Source organism: Chryseobacterium soli, assembly GCF_000737705.1.
Classification (GTDB): Bacteria; Bacteroidota; Bacteroidia; order Flavobacteriales; family Weeksellaceae; genus Chryseobacterium; species Chryseobacterium soli.
This window is the reverse complement of the sequence record NZ_JPRH01000006.1, coordinates 210,716-228,737: the sequence shown is the minus strand read 5'-3', so window position 1 is coordinate 228,737 and position 18,022 is coordinate 210,716. Positions and strand designations below refer to the sequence as shown.

At 34.9% G+C, this 18,022-nt stretch carries 18 protein-coding genes and 1 pseudogene; 13 read left to right on the top strand and 6 right to left on the bottom strand.

The window, feature by feature from the left end; all coding sequences use genetic code 11:
* The 11 genes and pseudogenes from IW15_RS15420 to IW15_RS15370 form a co-directional block, all read left to right on the top strand.
* Window positions 1–653: pseudogene (locus IW15_RS15420) on the top strand (hypothetical protein); the annotation flags it as partial.
* Window positions 637–1,113: a hypothetical protein gene (locus IW15_RS15415; RefSeq protein ID WP_034713069.1), complete on the top strand. Its 477-nt coding sequence runs from the start codon at window positions 637–639 to the stop codon at window positions 1,111–1,113. The pseudogene IW15_RS15420 and the gene IW15_RS15415, both read left to right, overlap by 17 nt.
* Window positions 1,114–1,134: 21 nt before the next feature.
* Window positions 1,135–1,704, top strand: a complete 570-nt coding sequence (locus IW15_RS23170) for an RHS repeat domain-containing protein (protein ID WP_034713067.1) — start codon at window positions 1,135–1,137, stop codon at window positions 1,702–1,704.
* Window positions 1,705–1,932: 228 nt separating this feature from the next.
* The gene (locus IW15_RS15405) at window positions 1,933–2,238 is read left to right on the top strand and encodes a ParB/Srx family N-terminal domain-containing protein (RefSeq protein ID WP_034713065.1); all 306 of its coding nucleotides are present in this window, start codon (window positions 1,933–1,935) and stop codon (window positions 2,236–2,238) included.
* Window position 2,239: 1 nt separating this feature from the next.
* Window positions 2,240–2,665 (top strand): DUF6896 domain-containing protein, encoded by a 426-nt coding sequence (locus IW15_RS15400; RefSeq protein WP_034713063.1) that lies wholly within the window; start codon window positions 2,240–2,242, stop codon window positions 2,663–2,665.
* Window positions 2,666–2,897: 232 nt separating this feature from the next.
* Window positions 2,898–5,237, top strand: a complete 2,340-nt coding sequence (locus IW15_RS23165; protein ID WP_051882075.1) for an RHS repeat-associated core domain-containing protein — start codon at window positions 2,898–2,900, stop codon at window positions 5,235–5,237.
* Window positions 5,212–5,718 carry a hypothetical protein gene (locus IW15_RS15390; RefSeq protein WP_034713062.1) on the top strand — a complete coding sequence of 169 codons (507 nt, stop codon included), beginning with the start codon at window positions 5,212–5,214 and terminating at the stop codon, window positions 5,716–5,718. Before IW15_RS23165 ends, IW15_RS15390 begins: the two co-directional genes overlap by 26 nt.
* 142 nt (window positions 5,719–5,860) lie before the next feature.
* Window positions 5,861–6,928, top strand: a complete 1,068-nt coding sequence (locus tag IW15_RS23225) for an RHS repeat domain-containing protein (RefSeq protein ID WP_034713060.1) — start codon at window positions 5,861–5,863, stop codon at window positions 6,926–6,928.
* Complete coding sequence (locus tag IW15_RS15380) at window positions 6,925–7,641, top strand: hypothetical protein (protein WP_034713058.1); 717 nt, start codon at window positions 6,925–6,927, stop codon at window positions 7,639–7,641. Before IW15_RS23225 ends, IW15_RS15380 begins: the two co-directional genes overlap by 4 nt.
* A 290-nt stretch (window positions 7,642–7,931) precedes the next feature.
* Window positions 7,932–8,306, top strand: a complete 375-nt coding sequence (locus tag IW15_RS15375) for a hypothetical protein (RefSeq protein WP_034713055.1) — start codon at window positions 7,932–7,934, stop codon at window positions 8,304–8,306.
* A 316-nt stretch (window positions 8,307–8,622) separates the two neighbouring features.
* On the top strand, window positions 8,623–8,997 hold the full coding sequence (locus IW15_RS15370; protein ID WP_034713052.1) for a hypothetical protein: 375 nt from the start codon (window positions 8,623–8,625) through the stop codon (window positions 8,995–8,997).
* A 70-nt stretch (window positions 8,998–9,067) separates the two neighbouring features.
* Here IW15_RS15370 and IW15_RS15365 read toward each other — a convergent pair whose 3' ends face one another.
* The 3 genes from IW15_RS15365 to IW15_RS15355 all read right to left on the bottom strand — a co-directional run bounded on the left by IW15_RS15365 (window position 9,068) and on the right by IW15_RS15355 (window position 13,301).
* Entirely contained in the window at window positions 9,068–11,788 is a 2,721-nt protein-coding gene (locus IW15_RS15365; protein WP_034713048.1) for a hypothetical protein, read from the bottom strand.
* 116 nt (window positions 11,789–11,904) lie between these two features.
* A complete protein-coding gene (locus tag IW15_RS15360; RefSeq protein WP_034713045.1) occupies window positions 11,905–12,885 on the bottom strand; it encodes a hypothetical protein in 981 nt (326 codons plus the stop codon).
* On the bottom strand, window positions 12,882–13,301 hold the full coding sequence (locus tag IW15_RS15355; RefSeq protein ID WP_034713042.1) for a hypothetical protein: 420 nt from the start codon (window positions 13,299–13,301) through the stop codon (window positions 12,882–12,884). Before IW15_RS15355 ends, IW15_RS15360 begins: the two co-directional genes overlap by 4 nt.
* A gap of 344 nt (window positions 13,302–13,645) precedes the next feature.
* Here IW15_RS15355 and IW15_RS15350 point away from each other — a divergent pair, with 344 nt between their 5' ends.
* On the top strand, window positions 13,646–13,918 hold the full coding sequence (locus tag IW15_RS15350) for a hypothetical protein (protein ID WP_051882072.1): 273 nt from the start codon (window positions 13,646–13,648) through the stop codon (window positions 13,916–13,918).
* Window positions 13,919–14,001: 83 nt separating this feature from the next.
* A complete protein-coding gene (locus IW15_RS15345) occupies window positions 14,002–14,838 on the top strand; it encodes a GLPGLI family protein (protein ID WP_051882070.1) in 837 nt (278 codons plus the stop codon).
* 104 nt (window positions 14,839–14,942) lie between these two features.
* On the opposite strand, the gene IW15_RS15340 is transcribed toward IW15_RS15345, so the two are convergent.
* From IW15_RS15340 to glpK, 3 genes are read right to left on the bottom strand one after another with little or no spacing between them, the layout of a single operon-like run.
* Window positions 14,943–15,746, bottom strand: coding sequence for a hypothetical protein (locus IW15_RS15340; protein ID WP_034713040.1), 804 nt, complete (start codon window positions 15,744–15,746; stop codon window positions 14,943–14,945).
* A gap of 17 nt (window positions 15,747–15,763) precedes the next feature.
* Window positions 15,764–16,495 carry an MIP/aquaporin family protein gene (locus IW15_RS15335; protein ID WP_034713037.1) on the bottom strand — a complete coding sequence of 244 codons (732 nt, stop codon included), beginning with the start codon at window positions 16,493–16,495 and terminating at the stop codon, window positions 15,764–15,766.
* Between the two features lie 25 nt (window positions 16,496–16,520).
* Window positions 16,521–18,017 (bottom strand): glycerol kinase GlpK, encoded by a 1,497-nt coding sequence (gene glpK / locus IW15_RS15330; RefSeq protein ID WP_034713034.1) that lies wholly within the window; start codon window positions 18,015–18,017, stop codon window positions 16,521–16,523.
* Window positions 18,018–18,022: the final 5 nt, after the last annotated feature.

Genomic DNA, 18,022 nt, shown 5'->3' with positions numbered 1-18,022 from the left:
GGTTTTTTAATGTGGATCCTTTAACAGAAAAGTATAATACTTGGTCGCCCTATGCATTCAGTGGTAATAGAGTTGTTGATGCCCGGGAATTAGAGGGATTGGAGCCATTGATAACAAACAATACTAATGATAAAATGACTGTAGATTTTCATGTTAATGTAATACCTAAAAATGGGATGACATTGCAGAGTGTTCAGGATCATTTAAGTTCAGTTTCTGCAATATTATCTCAGAATTCTGGATTGCAAATTAATATGATCAATAACCCTAAAGCTACTTTTGGTCTTGATATGACGAAATCATATCAGTCCAAAAAAGTGACAATTGAGAAGGACGGTAGTATTACAACAGAAAAAGTTCTTGGTGAGGCGAGAGAAGGCGATCCTGTGAATCAAACAATAAGTTCTAATGGAAATGCTAAAGTAACCGCTCATGAGATAGCACATACTTTAGGGATATCTCATATTTGGGAGAGTTCTAACGTTTCAAATACTCCTGAAAATATAAATAATTTACAGAATTCGGATGGTAATTCAGAAAAATCTATGAAGAAGAATTCAGGAACTGATCTTTTACCACAACAGATTAACCAAATGAAAAAAACTATCGAATTAGTACAACCAAAAATTAAAAAAGATGAGATTACCCAATAATTTTTTTTTAAAACTATTTTTTAGCTTCATAGTCGTACAATTTTTATATTGCTGTAAAAGTACGGCAGCAAAATTTTATTATGATGATAGAACGGAAAAAACAGAATATGAAGAAATGGCTGAAGAAAGCTATTTTGCTGATATTCCTAAAGAATATCAAAAAACAGATAAGGATATATTGATAATATTCAGCGGTTCAGCTTTTAAAGGAAAGACAATAATTATTAACAATCGTGACTCCCTGTCGTTTAAATCAGAAGCAGGCGAATCTGGATGTTATGGTGTAAGATTTAAAAATGTGAATAAATCTTTAAAAAAAATAAAATTATCAGTTGAAGGTAAAAAAGATATTGTTATTCCCTTTATTGAAAAATATGATTATATAGATATTGGAGATGCAACCAAAAGCAAATGGGGAATAGGGTATAGTAAAATTCTACCAAGCTTTTTCTGTATGTAAATTTGTTATCATACTTAAAAAATGATAAAATTATACAATAAACAATCACCCCGCTCCCGCACGATTGTATCGTGTGGTGAAGTAATAATAACAACACCACCGCTATTAAGCGGTGGTGTTTTGTATATAAAGCTATATATTTATTTTGAAAACAATAAGTATATTTACCAGTATAAAGATCATTTAGGGAATGTAAGGATAAGTTTTGGCAGAGATATGAATACGGGTGGCCTTGAAATAACAGATGCTAATGATTACTACCCATTTGGAATGAGCCATTTAAAAACAGGAAATGCTTATTTTGGTGCTGGTAAATACCAGAATTATAAGTATAACGGAAAGGAGCTTCAGGAGACCGGGATGTATGATTATGGTGCGAGAATGTATATGCCGGATATTGGTAGATGGGGTGTGGTGGATCCGCTGGCGGAAAAATATCAAGACTTATCCCCATTTCGTTATAGTTTTAATAATCCTGTTAACTTCGTTGATCCTGTTGATTTAACCGAAGAAGATCCACCTAATAAAAAAGGAATAAAAGAAACATCAATCGAGGAAGTAGTAATTACTGTAAAGAGGACACAGAATTAGTTCCAAAGAAATATAGCAAATCCTATTGCTAGTTTTATTAGAAACGACACACATAAAAACAGACCTCAAGTTCTTCCTGCACTTAATACTTTTTGGTCACATTTTTATGATAGAGAATGGACTGATTCTTATGGATTAACATATATTGTAGCTAGAGATGGTAAAATATCAAACGTAAAACCGATAGGAAGTGCTGGACCATTAGAATATATTAGTGGTGCTGGAGAATTGAAATATCTACTTGCTAGCAAAGAAGCTTTAGAAACTTTTAAATCGACAGAGGTGGCTGCTCAAAGTACAGAAAAAGTACAAAAGCTTGCTAAGTTAATGAAAGAAGAAGATATAAGTATTTATGGAGAAAAAATTGTTGTCTATTTAAAAGATGGTGAAAGATATATATTAGATGGCCATCATAGAATACAAGCAGCAATACAAGAAAATAAAACTTTAGAAGTTATCGAAGTTACTGGACAAAAAGCCATGCAAATGTTTAAAGATAAAGTAAAACAAATTGATAGTGGATTATTTAAATAGTATGAGTACAAACAAGCTACTGAAAGAATATTTAACTTTCATTGTAGATTTTCATAATGTAATTAGAAAAGAGTACAATATCTCAAATAATGAGAATATTTGGAGTTATATTATAGAAAAAGAATTAGAAAAAGGAACCGTTGGAGTTTATAATTATATCCGACATGGATCAGGTTTTACCGTAGAAAAAAATGAAGTTATTTGTGAATATGATATAGCTCCTTTAAATGAATATGACATAAAGTTTTCTTTTTGGAAATTTAAAAATTTCATTGAAACTAATTATAAACAAATAATTATAGAGGATAGTTTATTAAAGAAAGATTTATCCGATATGATTACTGCAAATATCTTGAGCTGGCTAATTACAGATGGAATTAATTGGAATATTTATCAAATAAATTTCACAGCTTTGGAAAGTTTTTGACTTTGAACTGACTATTATTAAAATACAATACATATTAAAGGACAAAAATAAATAAGCCAGAGTAAAGACATTTTGCTCTGGTTTTTGTTTTTATAGACGGCTATTTCATAAAGTATATAATTTGAAAAGTTAGGTTTGGATTTATCACCTGAGCCCTTCTTAAAAATAAGAAGATTGATCAAAACAACTCTGCTGACTCAGACACCTCCAAAGCACCAAAGGACTTCCCGTGATGATTTTGGTGAAAAGCATTGAAGACGACAACTGGACCAAAAACTACACCTATTACGATACCAAAGGAAGAGCGGTAGGAGGACACTCCATCAACCATTTGGGTGGCTACACCAGAACCAAATCCCAACTGGATTTTGCAGGAGTTCCATTGAAAACTATTACCAGGCACAAAAGACTCGATACCGACACCGAAAAGGTCATTACAGAAAACTTTGAATATGATCTGCAAAACAGATTGAAAAAACATTATCATCAGGTAGACAGCCAGCTTCAGGAACTTCTGACCGAAAACAGCTACAATGAATTATCCCAGCTAAAAAACAAAAAGGTAGGAAACAATCTTCAAAGCATAGATTATGCTTATAATATCAGGGGTTGGATGACTGATATAAATAAAGATCAGATGGGAGTACCTGATTTAGGGGGAAAACTATTTTCTTATAAAATCAAATACAATCAGAAACAGGGAATTGATAATCCAGATCCCATAAAGTTCTCAGGTAAAAATGTAACGCCTAAATATAATGGAAACATTGCTGAAGTTGATTGGAGGGCTGTTACAACCTTAGGAGATAATCCTTCGTTAGAACCTAAAAGATATGGCTATGCTTATGATCAATTAAACCGATTGAGTGCAGGATATTATCAAAATCCGGGTAATCCATATAGTAAAGAAAATATAGAATCTCTAACCTATGATGTAAACGGAAACATCACCAATTTGTACAGGACATCTGTAGTACAGGGAACTATAGCAACAGAGATTGATGATCTTGAATATTTCTATACAGGAAATCAGGCGACCAGCATTAAAGATCATAGCGGTAACTCAACAGGCTATGAGGGAATTGCTGGAAATGCTATTGATTATGATGCCAATGGGAATATGAAAAGCATGATAGATAAGCAAATAACTGGGATAGGTTATAATCATTTAAATCTCGCAAATGCTGTTGCCATAGGTGCAGGGCAAGTAACCACTGATATTGCTACAAAATACAGAGCAGATGGAGTAAAGGTGAGAAAAGAGAATACAAATACTTCAGTAGGATTTAGCAGTACTATATGGAAAAAAGAAGTAACGGACTATCTTGATGGCTTCCAATACCTCAATGTGACAAGTTCAGGAAATAATACCGGCGGAAGCAGTGAATCATTTTTGGCATCATCAATGGAAACCAAACACGCATTTGAGAGGGAAGCTTTCAGTAAGATTGGACCTCCTATTATAATTGATCCGGGACCTATTGATCCAATTATTAAAAATCCTCACAACCCGGAATTACAGTTTTTTCCAACATCGGAAGGTTATTATGATTATCAGAAAAAGCAGTATATTTACCAGTACCAAGATCATTTAGGCAATGTAAGGATTAGTTTCGCAAGAGATAAGAATACGGGTGGTCTTGAAATAACAGATGCTAATGATTACTACCCATTTGGGATGAGCCATTTAAAAACAGGAAATGCGTATTTTGGCGCTGGTAAATACCAGAATTATAAGTACAATGGTAAGGAGCTGCAGGAAACGGGAATGTATGATTATGGAGCGAGGTTTTATATGCAGGATATTGGTAGATGGGGTGTTGTAGATCCACTGACGGAGAAGTACAGAAGAATGTCCCCATATACTTATGTAGGAAACAATCCTGCTATGTTTGTAGACTATGATGGAAGGGATTATGGAATGTATATTGATTTTAAAACGGGCACAGTTACGATAAGAGCAACTTATTATGCTACAGGTAATGATATGAAGTCAGCAAATCAAGCTGTAAAAATGTGGAATGGTATGAGTGGAAAATATAACTATACTTATAAGGATGCAAACGGAAATAAAGTTTCTATGAAAGTTAAATTTGAATTACAAACTTCCGAAGTCACTGTTGGTAAAGGTGAAAAGAGATTAGATGTTCTCAATAAAGCGATGGAATCAGCAACTAAGGGTGAAGGAAATATTTATAGATTTGCAGCAAGCAAGGATATGAATTCTAATGAAAATGGAGTTACATCAGGCGGTAATAGTATAAGGGTTAAAGATTCTCGGGCGGACACAGAAACTGGAGCACATGAAGTTGGGCATAGTTTAGGTGCAGATCATACTTCAAGTGGGATTCTTACAATTTCTTCAGATGATCCAAACCGATCAAACGATATTAATTCTTCTAATATTTCAGATGTTATGAATGCTATTGTGGGAACTCCATCCGAGCCAGATAAGGCTAAAGAAGCAACTGGTGGATTAGGACAAGCAACAATACATATTGAAAATAATAATTTACAAACGGATAAAGATTATAAAAGATTTAGAAATGGGGGTATACAATCAGCTGAATAAATATGTGTTTATTGTTTTATTATCTGTTTTGAGTAATAAAGTATTCTCTCAATTGAATAATAATTCTTATATAACTCAAGATACGATTACTATAAATAAACCAATTATTATAATGGTAAAAGGATATGATGGCAAATTTATATTAAGTGAAGACTTTTTAGGAGAAATCAATCATCTTCAAAAAGCTATAGATAATCAGAAAGTTTTTTTATACAACGATGATGGTATAGGTTTTATTAGTTCAAAGGATAGACAAAAAAATAATATAAGTATTGGAGAATGTTCTTATATAAAAAAAGAAGAAAAGAAAAATTTAACGATTTTAAGATTACCCATAGAAGTTAATAAATTTTATTTAGGATTTGTTAAATTGAAATTTTATAATAAAAGAGTCATATCTTCAAATAATAAAAAAACCTACTTAAAAGATAGTAATGACTTTGAACCCATCTTATATCCAATATGTAAGGATTCTGAATAATCAAATCCTTGGAGTTGCTATTTTATTTGAAACATAATTTTTATACTTCTTATACTCTAATCGATACAATATTACAAAAACTAGAGTGTTAAAATCAACACTCTAGTTTACCTCTAATAATGTATATAATTTTACCGACCATTTGGGAAATGTAAGACTAAGTTATACAGATACTAATAAAGACGGAGTAATACAACCAATACAATACCATGCTCAGCAATGTGATGGGCCTTTTAATCCTCCCTTTGAGATACCGAACTGTATTGATTTTACCAGACCTGGAGAAATTTTGGAAGTCAATAATTATTATCCTTTTGGATTACTGCATAATTACACGATGACAACGCAGAATGCTTATCAGTACAAGTACAATGGCAAAGAATTACAAGAGACGGGTATGTATGATTATGGTGCAAGGTTTTATATGCCAGATATTGGGAGATGGGGAGTTATTGACCCATTAGCAGAACAAATGCGTCGTCATAGTCCATACAATTATGCGTTCAATAACCCAATCAGATTCATAGACCCAGATGGGATGGCTCCCGAAGGTGATTATTACACGAAATTTGGTAGATACTTAGGGAATGATGGAAAAGATGATGGAAAAGTTTATGTTTCCGATGGTATTGCAAAAGATAAGAAAGGAAATGCCTCTTTTGCCAATGCTAAAGAGCTTGATATAAACCAAAGTGAATTAGAGGCAAAAGCTTCTACTGTTTTTGGCGAAAGTTCAGCTTATAAATCTGATATGGGAACAGAACTAAAAAAAGAAATATATTCCATTGCCAGTGTGCACGAACAAAACGGAGAAGCATATGGAGGTAGTAGTGCGCAGGCAGAATCGTTTAGAGATACCGAGAAAACAGATAGAAATGGCACTAAAATGCAGGTTGCTGTAGGAGCAGTAATTAATGCTGTAACAGGAGGTGCTGATTATAGTAATGGAGCAAAGCAATGGGATGGAAAAGAGCAAGCATTATTTCCAGCATCAGACAATAGAAAAAGTACAGGACGATTTGAATTGCATATGAATACGATGGGTTGGAATATATCAGATGGAGATTATGCCAAATGGAAAGGTGCTGTAGGTTCTGGCTTCCAAGCACCACAGGTAAAGGCAGCAACCACGGGTATGAATAAAGGTAAAATCAGACTTCAATCTTCAGCAGTATATAATCAAACAATTTTCTGGAAAGTAACAAAATGAGAATAGCAATTATTTTAGTAGCGACTTTATTAGCAACCTGTTCAAAAAGGAGTGATAATAAACCTATCCAATCTGTAGAAATTAAAAAAAATAAGATCACAGATATTTTAGAAGATGATAAAAGGCTTTTTACTTATGTATACGATGAAAAAGACTTGCCTATTGAAGTAATATCATACAATGAACAAACAAATACAATAGAGTCTAAATCGAACTATAATTATCAAAATGGAAAATTTAATTATGTTTCTCAGGGTAATGTAAAAGATGTTGATTACACGCAATCTGTACTAAATTATTTGTATCAGGCTAAAGATTTATCAACCAAAGGAATTAAGATTGAACACCCTGAAATAGTCAGTAGTGAAGTTAATGACCTTGCTACTATTTTAACAGTGGGTAAGAATTATGATGATTTTAAAAAAGACTCTGTTGTAAACGGAAATGAAAAGACAATAATTTATAAGAACTTTAATAAAAAAATCCGTTTTAACCCTTCTTATATTACGCTATTTATTCCTGAAGGCGAAATAGTTAAGGACTATAATTTGGTCATTAAAGATAGTTTACCAATAAAGGAAACCTTTTTATTAGAGAATAATCAGAGTCTACGAAGAGAATATTTTTATGATAAAAACAGAATCAAAAAAATAACTTACATAAGTTCTGACCCTACGAATAAATTACAAAGAGAATTTATTTACAAGAATTAGACAACAAAAGCTACTCCTCAAGCTACCGCACAATCCTTTCGTGTGGCATTTTTTAATAATTGCTTTAGTAAATTACCTCATTTTATATCTTTACGTAAGATAAATTATAGATATAGCAAAGAGGTTGATTATTTTAATTAAAGCTCTAAAAATAAGCAACGCTACTCATTGAGTAGTATTGTTTTTACATCATTGATTGTGTAATTTGGGTTGGTTCAGGAATGCATTTATGAGAGTGAAGACATGCTGTCTATCATTTTATATGTCTGTTATTGCAGAGACAATAGTGTATGGAAAATAATTTTAATATAGAAGTTGATAAGTCTAGTAAAAAAACAATTATAATATTTATAGTTTTTTTTGGATGTCTTTTGTTATTTACGATTTTTTACTTAATTATAAACTCAAGTTCTGAGAGAAAGCAAAAATTATTAAGTATAGACAGACAGACTAGGGTTATTGAAATCTATGCCAATAGGAATCAGCACAACCTTGGTTATGTTAGGTTTTCCAATGGAGTCAATGAATTTTTAGAATATCCATATAAAGTTGGTGATTCGATATCAAAGAAGAAAGGTGATTCTATAGAATACATTTTTAGAAAAGATAGTATAATAAAGAATAATTACTTTGAAGAAGCTCGAAAAAATGGTCTTTTAAAATAAAAACAGCTGCTTCAAGCACCTGTTTTTATTTGATTAAACTCTCCAAGCTGCCACACGAATCCTTTCGTGTGGCATTTTTTAATAATTGCTTTAGTAAATTACCTCATTTTATATCTTTACGTAAGATAAATTATAGATATAGCAAAGAGGTTGCTTATTTTAATTAAAGCTCTAAAAATAAGCAACGCTACTCATTGAATAGTATAGTTTTCACATCGTTGATTGTGTAATTTGCCTTGGTTCAGGAATGCATTTATGAGAGCGAAGACGTGCTGTTTATCGTTTTATATGTCTAATATTGCAGAGACAGTAGTGTATGGAAAATAATTTTAATATAGAAGTTGATAAATCTAGTAAAAAAACGATTATAATATTTATAGTTTTTTTTGGATGTATTTTATTGTCTACGATCGTTTATTTAATTGTAACCTCAAACTCTTCTATAAAAAAACAATTACTATCTATTGAAAGATATACTAGAGTAATTGAAATTTACAATAATAGAGAAGAACATAATTTTCTCTATGTAAAATATTCTAATGGCACTCAAAAAATTTTAGAATTTCCATATCAAGTAGGAGATTCTGTTTCAAAGAAGAAAGGTGATTCTATTGAATACATTTTTAGAAAAGACAGTATAATAGAAAATAATTTTTTTGAAGAATCCCGAAAAAATGGTTATTTAAAATAAAAAAACAGCTGCTTAAAGCAGCTGTTTTTTTGGTTAAACCCTCCGCTATCGAACGGTTTTATAGGACAATCTACTTCATAAAATACCCAAAATACGAACAGCTGCCCATCAGGTTTTTGGCCGTTTCAGTATCTGAATACTGTGATTTTAGCATGGCGAAATACGTTCTGAATTTTTGATTTTTAATATCATCCAGCTGCTTTTGGTAGGCATCCGCTTTTTCAGACCATTTGGGATCAGAATAATTTTCTGTAGGTTTATTTTTCGCCTCGTATTGATAGTACTTTCCTTGTTCAGCACTTGCCATCTGGAAGAGTATTCTTGCTTTTTCTTCTTTCATGGTGGAAGCATCCAATGCTTTTTTATAATAAGAAATGGCAAGATCAAAATTATCCGGTTCTATGTAGGTTCTGTCCATAAAGTTTTTGTAATAATACTTATATGGATTCTTTTGGTTGGTATTCCAGAAGTCATATTTTCCACCGTTGCTATTATCTACATCCATCACAAATACCTGTCTGTAATATCCTAAAATAGAAGTATTATAGAGTAAGTTTCCGATCAGCTGATTGGCTTTAGCAGACTTTTCATCCTTTCCGGTGCCTATTTTTTTAAGCTGAATCAACGCATCTGCCAGCTCAAGCTTATTCATGCTCGGTTTAATAAAAGGAAACAGAGAATAGCCCTCATTCTCCATACTGGTTGCAGCATCACTCTGATAGCTTTCCCAGACATTATGGCCAAAGACGTAGCTTGGAATATTTCTGAATCCATTGTATTCGTTATCTCCATATTTATGAGGAACTTTAGGCTGCTCGCTGGAAACCCAGTCATAATTGATTCTTGGAATTCCAACAAAGTTTTGTGCTTTTTGATAATAAGATTTAGCTTTTTCAAAATCAGCGGCTCTCATGGCACGGTCTCCGTAGATGACACTGAAAAAGGCATCGATGTTTCCGACATCATCCATGTTTTTAGAAATGATCTGCTGTTCAAACTGTGATTTGTTCGGCTTTCGGTAAAAATCTTCCACACTCTTTACCAGACTTGAATTCGGATTGTATTGAAGATCAGAAAGCTTATTACTCATCAGGAATGATTTTCCGTCTTCTCCCTGCAGAAAATAACGGTTGGCCAGAACATCTTTCAGGAAAGAAGCGGTAGAAGGAACCGGGCCGTAATAATCATCATAGCCCTCAGTTTCCGCTGTATCTTTTTTAACTTCTTTTTTCTCAACAAAATATTCAGCATAATCCTTCATTAAATGGTCTTCATAAGCTGCATCAATTTTCGGTTGGGAAACAATATCATTCAGCACTTTCATTCTTTTGATCTCTTCCAGATATTCAGGATTGGTGGTTTTAATATCCTCCAGAATTTCAGTGCTCGCTTTATAATCTTTTTTCAGAAACTTCAGATAGGCATCAGCAATCTGCCAGTATTCATCTTTAGATTTTGCTTTTGTTTTCTCTGTGAATTTTTCAAGATCATCAAGATAGTCTTTGGTTTTTTCACCATACCAGTAATTATTGTTATTGTAGAAAGGAATTCTGTTGGGATTTTTCAACAGTTCATCATCACTTTGATCAGATGTACCTCCTTCAGCCGTTGGATCAGATTTGATACCGAAAAGCCTTTTGAAAAACCGTACAATTTTCTGCCAGAAAGAAACCTTCTCCTCTTTTATTTTTTCCGGTGCAGCTTTATCCTGATCTGTTGTTTTGCCTAAACTGGGATCTTTATTTACAGAAGCAGCATCCGTATCGTTATTGGTGTAATAATAGATGGGAAGATAGCTTCTCTCCAGTTCATTGATACTTCTTACAGCCATCACTTTCAGGATCTCAGAATCAGGATTAATGTCGTACATTTTTTCCATGATGGGAATCGGATTGTTGAAATCTTCATAACCCAGAAGAAAATACGCCATGTTTTTTTCATTGCTGGTTCCCGCTCTTTTTAAAATGTTGTTGAAAGAAGCGGTATCCGAAAGCTTCATAGAAACGAAAGCGGACTCCTTTCGGCTGTCGCTGTTCATGAAGACCTGGAAGAAGTTCCAGTTGGCATCACTATTCATTTTCAGACCTCTCTGGGCGCCGGCAAGCTGGTCCAATGCCATAAAATAAGGAACACCCTTTAGCCGTATAGGTTCTACATAGGTTTTGAATGCCTGAAGAGCCTTTTCATAATTTCTTGTATAATGATTGAAACGCACAAGCTGATAGCCGTAGCGTTGTTTTATTTCAGGATTCTTGGTTGCATTGTATAATGAAACTAAGGCTGCTGTTGTTTTATCATAATCGATATTTGTCGCATTTTTATCCTTTCCGGTGCCGCCGTAATAAAATGAATTTTCATTTTCAACGAAGTTGATTCTCATATAAGGCTCGAGATATTTAGCTTCGATTAAATAATCCAATCCTTCCCGGTATTTTTGATAGAAACCTGTTCCCAGTTTTTGCAGCAGCTGGTTATTGGGAGTTCCTTTTTTTAGCTCATTAAGGTCATTCAGACTCATGGTGTTCACCAGATAATTCGTCTCGGAATAACTAAGCTGACCATTGAAGAATTTTTTCCAGGCTTCAATATTCTCATCAGGGATTTGAGACTGCTTGAAATCTGTATAAAATCTCGTAGAATAACTATGCAGAAAAGGAAGATAGGATTTATCTTTTATAATACTCTGTGTAAACAGGTTAAAGTATTCATAATCCGGATCGGACCATGCACACGCATCAGACTTCGTATAGAAGAGAGATAGGACGGCAATTGAAAGAATATACTTTTTCATATGAGCGTATGGTGTTTTTTATGATTGATAAATTTGTTTGCAGAAAATTTGTATTGTCTTGATGATTTATATAAAATCATCACAAATGTGGACTGCAAATCAGAGGAATATTTAAGTTAAAACTTTTTAAAATTTCGGTTACTTACAAATTTACTATCTAATTGATAATATATAATGTTAAAATGCGGTATTTTTTTGTGTAGAAAATCAACAACTTCCTGAAGCTGGTCATCTGTGATTTCTTCAACTTTTATCTTGAAACCTTTATTTAAATAGCTTCCAAAATAAAATCCATCCTTCATTACTGTAACCTCATGATCTGATATTTTTTTGAAATTCGGATTTTCCAGATCCTTTTTAGATAAGGCGTTAATTAACTTGTGCTTTTCCAGGTGGTTTGTAATGATTCCCCAGGAATAGATCGGTAAAGCGACTTCGACTTTTTTTATCGGGTAGTCTTCCAGTTTCGAAAGATAACTTCTCAAAATATTAACATCCAGGATTGAGTTTTTATCCGAATTTTCTAACGGTGATGAAGTAGAGTAGCACATCAGATAGACTTTTCCTACGGGAGGAATTCCCATCTGGTTTTTATCCTTAACCTGATGGAGGCGGAGTGTGCAGGTAACTTCTTTGCCGGAGATTTTCTTTAATTCTTTTAAAAAAGTAAAATAATCATCCCGCGTACCGGCTGTCCAGTCACAATCAATCTGTATTTCACGGTTGACTTTGAGGTGGTATTCTGTAATTTTCTTTTGAATGAGTGTATTAACACTTTCCGCAAGAAAGGTAATCTCTTCTTTGGAAATATTCAGGAAACTCTTGTTCGTGATGAAAACATTAGGAACAATCTGTTTGTTGGTCTCAAAGCTTTTATTTCTTGTAATAACAGCAACCGGCTGAAATTTTCCACCAGTTTTATCAACATCAAAAAATCGTGTATATAAATAGGGAACCGGCGCCAGATCAAGGGTTTTCTTTTCTTCCTGATCAAGGCTAAGGTTTGTTTTCCAATAATAAAAAGTAAAGGGGTGGGTATCTTTCCTGGCGCAAGAGACAGAAAAAAGGAGAATGAGGAGGAGTGACAGGGTTCTCATTCTTTATACAGTTTGCTGTCGCATGTACAGGTTTCTTTGGTCGCACTTTCCTGAGAAGAGCAGCAATCTTCAGATTTTTGGATGTTTCCTTTTTCATCAGTAAGATAGATGTTGTCCTTGTCGAATTTGACAAAAAAGTTTTCACCCATTTTTTTAAAACGGACGTTCATTACCTTAGGATTGTATTTCCCCGCATTCATTTCCTCTGTTGTTTCAGTTCTGTTCGCCTGGTTCACCTGAACAAATCCAAAATGAACATCGCCATTTTTCTTTACATCAAGATAGTAATGCGGTGTTCCCGTGCCGCTGTATCCTTCAATAATGTCAAAAGTTCTTTTACCAACAAAAGGTGCCTTTGTCTGTGCAAAAGATAAAACACTGATTAATAAGATCACTAAGCTGAAAATCCTTTTCATATATTTTCTTTCAAAAATAAGGAAAAACAGATAACATTACGACCGTAAAATCCCGGAAAGTTTACCATTTGGTTGCTCTCAAAATTTATGTATAGTAGTGTTTTTAGTATTCTGGGAAAATAGAAATGCTTAAAACAAGAATGATTATGATGAGAGAAACTCATATTTCTCTATTTTCATTTTCAAAATGTTGCATTCCAAATTAGAAATTAGGGCTCCTGTGAATATCCACAGCATGTGATTTAACATAATAAAATATATACTATTTTTTAGGTTAAATGCTTGTAAATATTCATTAATACTGATACTTTTGGAATGTTAAATAAAACAAAACAATTAAAACCATGAAAAAACTATTATTTATCGCGGCACTAGGTGTGGCAGGATTAGTAAGTGCAAAAAACGCAGAAGAAATTAAAACAGAAAATGCTAAAGAGAAAGCACCGGTTGAAAAAACTATTTCTGTAGAAAAGAAGTCAACAGCGAAGAAGCCTTACAATTGGATTACTATCGTATCACCTTGCGGAGCTGTTTTCTATTTAGACATGAATGATTATGCAACAACAGATGCTTTCTGGGCAGATGCACATCATTTTTCAGATGTGAAATGCAATTAATTTAGATAAAATATTAAATGTACTCATAGGAACCGGTTGCTTATTGCAGTAGCCGGTTCTTTTTTTATATTGTAATTTTAATTATGAAAATTTACAGCGTCTTACTATTGCTCATTATTTCATTGTTTAATGGACAAACGATCATTAATTCACCTGGCTTTGCATTGAAGCCTTCACCTTATCATGTTGTGGATTATGAACTCAGTTCTTATAATATCTACTATCAGCTTCAGTTTTCCAATAATCCGGATCATCCTGAAAATAAACGTGAAGCCTTATGTGTTCTTCAGTTCGGGAAGAATTTTTCAAAGTTTACCGATGTGAATCAGCTTAAAAAAGATACGCTGACTGAAAAATTCAGTCATCAGGATATGGTCAATGCGAAAGAAGCCGGAGAAATGTTGAATATCCATATCAATTATCCCACAATCATAGTTAAGAAAATGGCGGATAAAGAACTCATTGTTCAGGACAGGTTGAGAGATGTGTATCAATATGAAGAAAAACAGTCGGTTTTTAACTGGAAACTAGAAAAGGGCGAAAAGAAAATTCTGGGGTATAGTTGCGCTAAAGCAGTGGTGAGCTATAGAGGAAGAACGTATACCGCCTGGTTTACAAAGGAAGTTGCCATCAATAATGGGCCGTATGTTTTCGAAGGGCTTCCCGGCCTGATTCTTGAAGTAGAGGATGCCAAAAATGATTTTCACTTTGTAGCGGTAGGAATCGATCGTAAGCCTTTGCCGATCTATCTTAGAAATGAAGATACTATCTTTAAAGTAAGCCGTGAAAAATTCAGACAGGTACAAAAAACGTATCATGATAATCCCGGATTTTTTTATGGTAAAGCCTATAATGAAGATGGCAGCGTGATCACAACAAAAGCGAAACCGCTTCCTTATAATCCTATTGAACTAGAATAATAATTCATATTATTAGATAAAAAATGTCTTCCAGTGTTGGAAGACATTTCTTTTTAAGGCTAAGTGTAAAATTATTAAATAAAATTTTACTTTTTTGAAGCAAATTAAAACACAGTAGCTGCAAGCTGAATTCTGGCGTATTTGTTGGAAGGATTCCACATCGCCATCATAGATACCGGAAGACTGTAATGGTCTGTGATTTTTATAGCTTTACTTGCTTTTACTCCAAGATTGACGACGTCAAAACTATTCTTTCCGTTTCCGTATAAAAAGTAGCGGTCGTTAAGAGCAAACCCGGCTCCGACAAAAGCGTCTAAATTGACTTTTTTCCCTGCAATGACAGGATAGCTTACCTGTACATAGGTCGAATATTTATTCTTTTTATAGCTTCCGTCAGGATCTAAAACAACTTCTCCTGCATTGGCACCGCCATACAGCATGATATCCGCTTCGACATTGATTGGAAATGCTGGACCGAAGGTATAATTTGTTCTCAGATCAATAATATGGGCTGTCCTTCTGTTCGAATAATTGAAGATATCGTCTGAAGCCACAGCCGTATTGATATTCCTGGAATTGAACAAATCCCATAATCCGATATACAGTCGCCCATCCGAATACTGAACATAATAATTGATTTCCTTATAATGAGTCCCGTCTTTATCATCCGTTAAAGAAGAAGCGCCCCATAAACCTACCTTCCATTTCTTTTCTGCATCCAGGGCATAAGACAGATTTCCCATGACAACAGGTTTGTCAGTAATAATAAGCCCTCTCCATAAATGATTGGTTTGAATATTTGCTGTGAAATCAAGTCTGTTATTGTCCTTGGTTTCTATAGTGTCTTGAGAAAATAGTTTCCCTGTGCTCAATGCCAGAAGGCAAAGAACCGTTAAGATTTTATTCATAAATGTGATTTCTGTTGTTAATGTAAAAATCCGTAAAGAACTGCTGCCAAAGCAGCTCCGGCAATCGGTCCCGCAACTGGAATCCAGGCATATCCCCAATCGCTGCTACCTTTCACGGGAAGGATGGCGTGCATGATTCTAGGGGCCAGATCTCTGGCAGGATTAATGGCATATCCGGTAGTTCCGCCTAAAGACAAACCTATTGCCCAGACAAGCAGAGTTACAGGAAGTGCTCCCACAGAACCCAGCCCCACTTTTGCCGTAGGATCGGTATGTAAAGAAATACTTGGGTCAGAAAAATGGAAGATCACAAATATCAGCACAAACGTTCCGATAATTTCACTGATCAGATTGGAAAAAGTATTTCGTATGGCAGGAGCAGTACTGAAGCATGCGAGCTTAGCTCCTTCATCTTCAGTGATTGCAAAATGGTCTTTATTGAATAGCCATACCAGGAAAGCCCCGACCATTCCCCCGATCATTTGAGCGGCGATATAGGAAGGGACAAGGTCCCAGGAAAATTTTCCGGCAAGAGCCAGCCCTATGGTAACGGCAGGATTTAGATGGGCACCACTTACCGGACCGGCAATGGTAACCCCTACAAAAACGGCCAGTGCCCAGGCGGTGGTAATCACAATCCATCCCGAATTGTTACCTTTTGTGCCTTTCAAAACAACATTAGCGACAACACCGTTGCCTAATAATATAAGTAACATTGTTCCTATGAGTTCTGCGATAAATGGAGTCATATGTATCGTTTTTATGTAAGGTAAATTAATCTTCTATCCAACTTTGAGAACGCTTCACCGCTTTGTTCCAGAAATGGATCATATTGTCTGTTTTCTCTTTATCCAATGTGGGAAGGAAATCTTTGTCAACAATCCACTGTGATTGTATTTCATCAATGTTTTTCCAGTATCCAACTGCAAGACCGGCAAGATAAGCCGCTCCTAAGGCTGTTGTTTCCAGTGTTTTCGGACGTGTAATTTTCACGCCGAATAGATCAGACTGTATCTGCATCAAAAGATCACTTGCAGAAGCACCTCCATCCACTCTGAGCTCCAGACTTGGTGTTCCTGAATCCGCTTCCATAGCTTTTACAATATCACACACCTGAAATGCAATACCTTCTAATGTAGCTCTTGCAATATGTCCGTTGGTCGTTCCGCGGGTTACACCTACAATAGTTCCTCTAGCGTACTGATCCCAGTAAGGAGCTCCCAAACCGGTAAGAGCAGGCACGAAATACACGCCACCATTGTCTTCTACCGTTTTAGCAAGATCATTAACTTCCTCTGCTGAACTGATCAGTTTTAAACCATCTCTAAGCCATTGTATGGCAGCTCCGCCTACAAATACACTTCCTTCCAACGCATAGTTGACTTCTCCATTAATTTTCCATGCAACGGTTGTCAGTAAATTGTTTTTTGAAGAAACGGCTTCTTTTCCTGTATTCATTAATAGGAAGCATCCTGTTCCGTATGTGTTTTTTACCATTCCCGGTGTTGTACACATCTGTCCGAACAATGCGGCCTGTTGGTCTCCTGCGATTCCTGCAATAGGAATTTTTGTAGAAAATAAAGTGGTAGCAGTTTCACCATAGATTTCACTGCTTTGCTTTACTTCCGGAAGAATTGCTCTAGGAATATCAAATAATTCCAATAACTCATCATCCCACTCCAGAGTGTGGATGTTCAGAAGCATGGTACGGCTGGCGTTGGAAACATCCGTGATAAACATTTTTCCTCTTGTAAGTTTCCATACAAGCCACGTATCAACTGTTCCGAAGCACAACTTTCCGGCTTCTGCTTTTTCTCTCGCACCTTCTGTGTGGTCAAGAATCCATTTTAGTTTAGTTGCAGAAAAATAAGCATCCAGTATAAGTCCCGTTTTCTTTTGTATCATTTCCGCATGACCTTGTTCTTTCAGCTCATCGCAGTATTTGGAAGTTCTACGGTCTTGCCATACAATAGCATTATAAATAGGTTCACCCGTTTCCTTATCCCATACAATGGTTGTCTCACGCTGATTCGTTATACCAATAGCAGCTACTTCCAGTCCTGAAATGCCTGCTTTTGCGATAATTTCCGCAGCAACTGAAATCTGGGAAGACCAAATCTCATTAGGATCATGCTCTACCCAGCCCGGAGTAGGGTAGATCTGTTCAAAATTTTTCTGGGACATATATTCTATCTGCCCATTGTGGTTGAATAAAATTGCTCTAGAGGATGTCGTGCCCTGATCTAAAGCAAGGATTAATTGTTCACGCATATTGT

What these genes read in the sequence shown, in the direction of transcription:
- IW15_RS23170 (WP_034713067.1), top strand. Translation starts at nt 1,135, where the DNA reads ATGATAAAATTATACAATAAACAATCACCCCGCTCCCGCACGATTGTA.
- IW15_RS23165 (WP_051882075.1), top strand. Translation starts at nt 2,898, where the DNA reads ATGATTTTGGTGAAAAGCATTGAAGACGACAACTGGACCAAAAACTAC.
- IW15_RS15355 (WP_034713042.1), bottom strand. Translation starts at nt 13,301, where the DNA reads ATGAAAAGGATTTTCAGCTTAGTGATCTTATTAATCAGTGTTTTATCT.
- IW15_RS15390 (WP_034713062.1), top strand. Translation starts at nt 5,212, where the DNA reads ATGGGGGTATACAATCAGCTGAATAAATATGTGTTTATTGTTTTATTA.
- IW15_RS15370 (WP_034713052.1), top strand. Translation starts at nt 8,623, where the DNA reads ATGGAAAATAATTTTAATATAGAAGTTGATAAATCTAGTAAAAAAACG.
- IW15_RS15335 (WP_034713037.1), bottom strand. Translation starts at nt 16,495, where the DNA reads ATGACTCCATTTATCGCAGAACTCATAGGAACAATGTTACTTATATTA.
- IW15_RS15415 (WP_034713069.1), top strand. Translation starts at nt 637, where the DNA reads ATGAGATTACCCAATAATTTTTTTTTAAAACTATTTTTTAGCTTCATA.
- IW15_RS15365 (WP_034713048.1), bottom strand. Translation starts at nt 11,788, where the DNA reads ATGAAAAAGTATATTCTTTCAATTGCCGTCCTATCTCTCTTCTATACG.
- IW15_RS15345 (WP_051882070.1), top strand. Translation starts at nt 14,002, where the DNA reads ATGAAAATTTACAGCGTCTTACTATTGCTCATTATTTCATTGTTTAAT.
- IW15_RS15375 (WP_034713055.1), top strand. Translation starts at nt 7,932, where the DNA reads ATGGAAAATAATTTTAATATAGAAGTTGATAAGTCTAGTAAAAAAACA.
- IW15_RS15380 (WP_034713058.1), top strand. Translation starts at nt 6,925, where the DNA reads ATGAGAATAGCAATTATTTTAGTAGCGACTTTATTAGCAACCTGTTCA.
- IW15_RS15360 (WP_034713045.1), bottom strand. Translation starts at nt 12,885, where the DNA reads ATGAGAACCCTGTCACTCCTCCTCATTCTCCTTTTTTCTGTCTCTTGC.
- glpK (WP_034713034.1), bottom strand. Translation starts at nt 18,017, where the DNA reads ATGCGTGAACAATTAATCCTTGCTTTAGATCAGGGCACGACATCCTCT.
- IW15_RS15350 (WP_051882072.1), top strand. Translation starts at nt 13,646, where the DNA reads ATGAAAAAACTATTATTTATCGCGGCACTAGGTGTGGCAGGATTAGTA.
- IW15_RS15400 (WP_034713063.1), top strand. Translation starts at nt 2,240, where the DNA reads ATGAGTACAAACAAGCTACTGAAAGAATATTTAACTTTCATTGTAGAT.
- IW15_RS15340 (WP_034713040.1), bottom strand. Translation starts at nt 15,746, where the DNA reads ATGAATAAAATCTTAACGGTTCTTTGCCTTCTGGCATTGAGCACAGGG.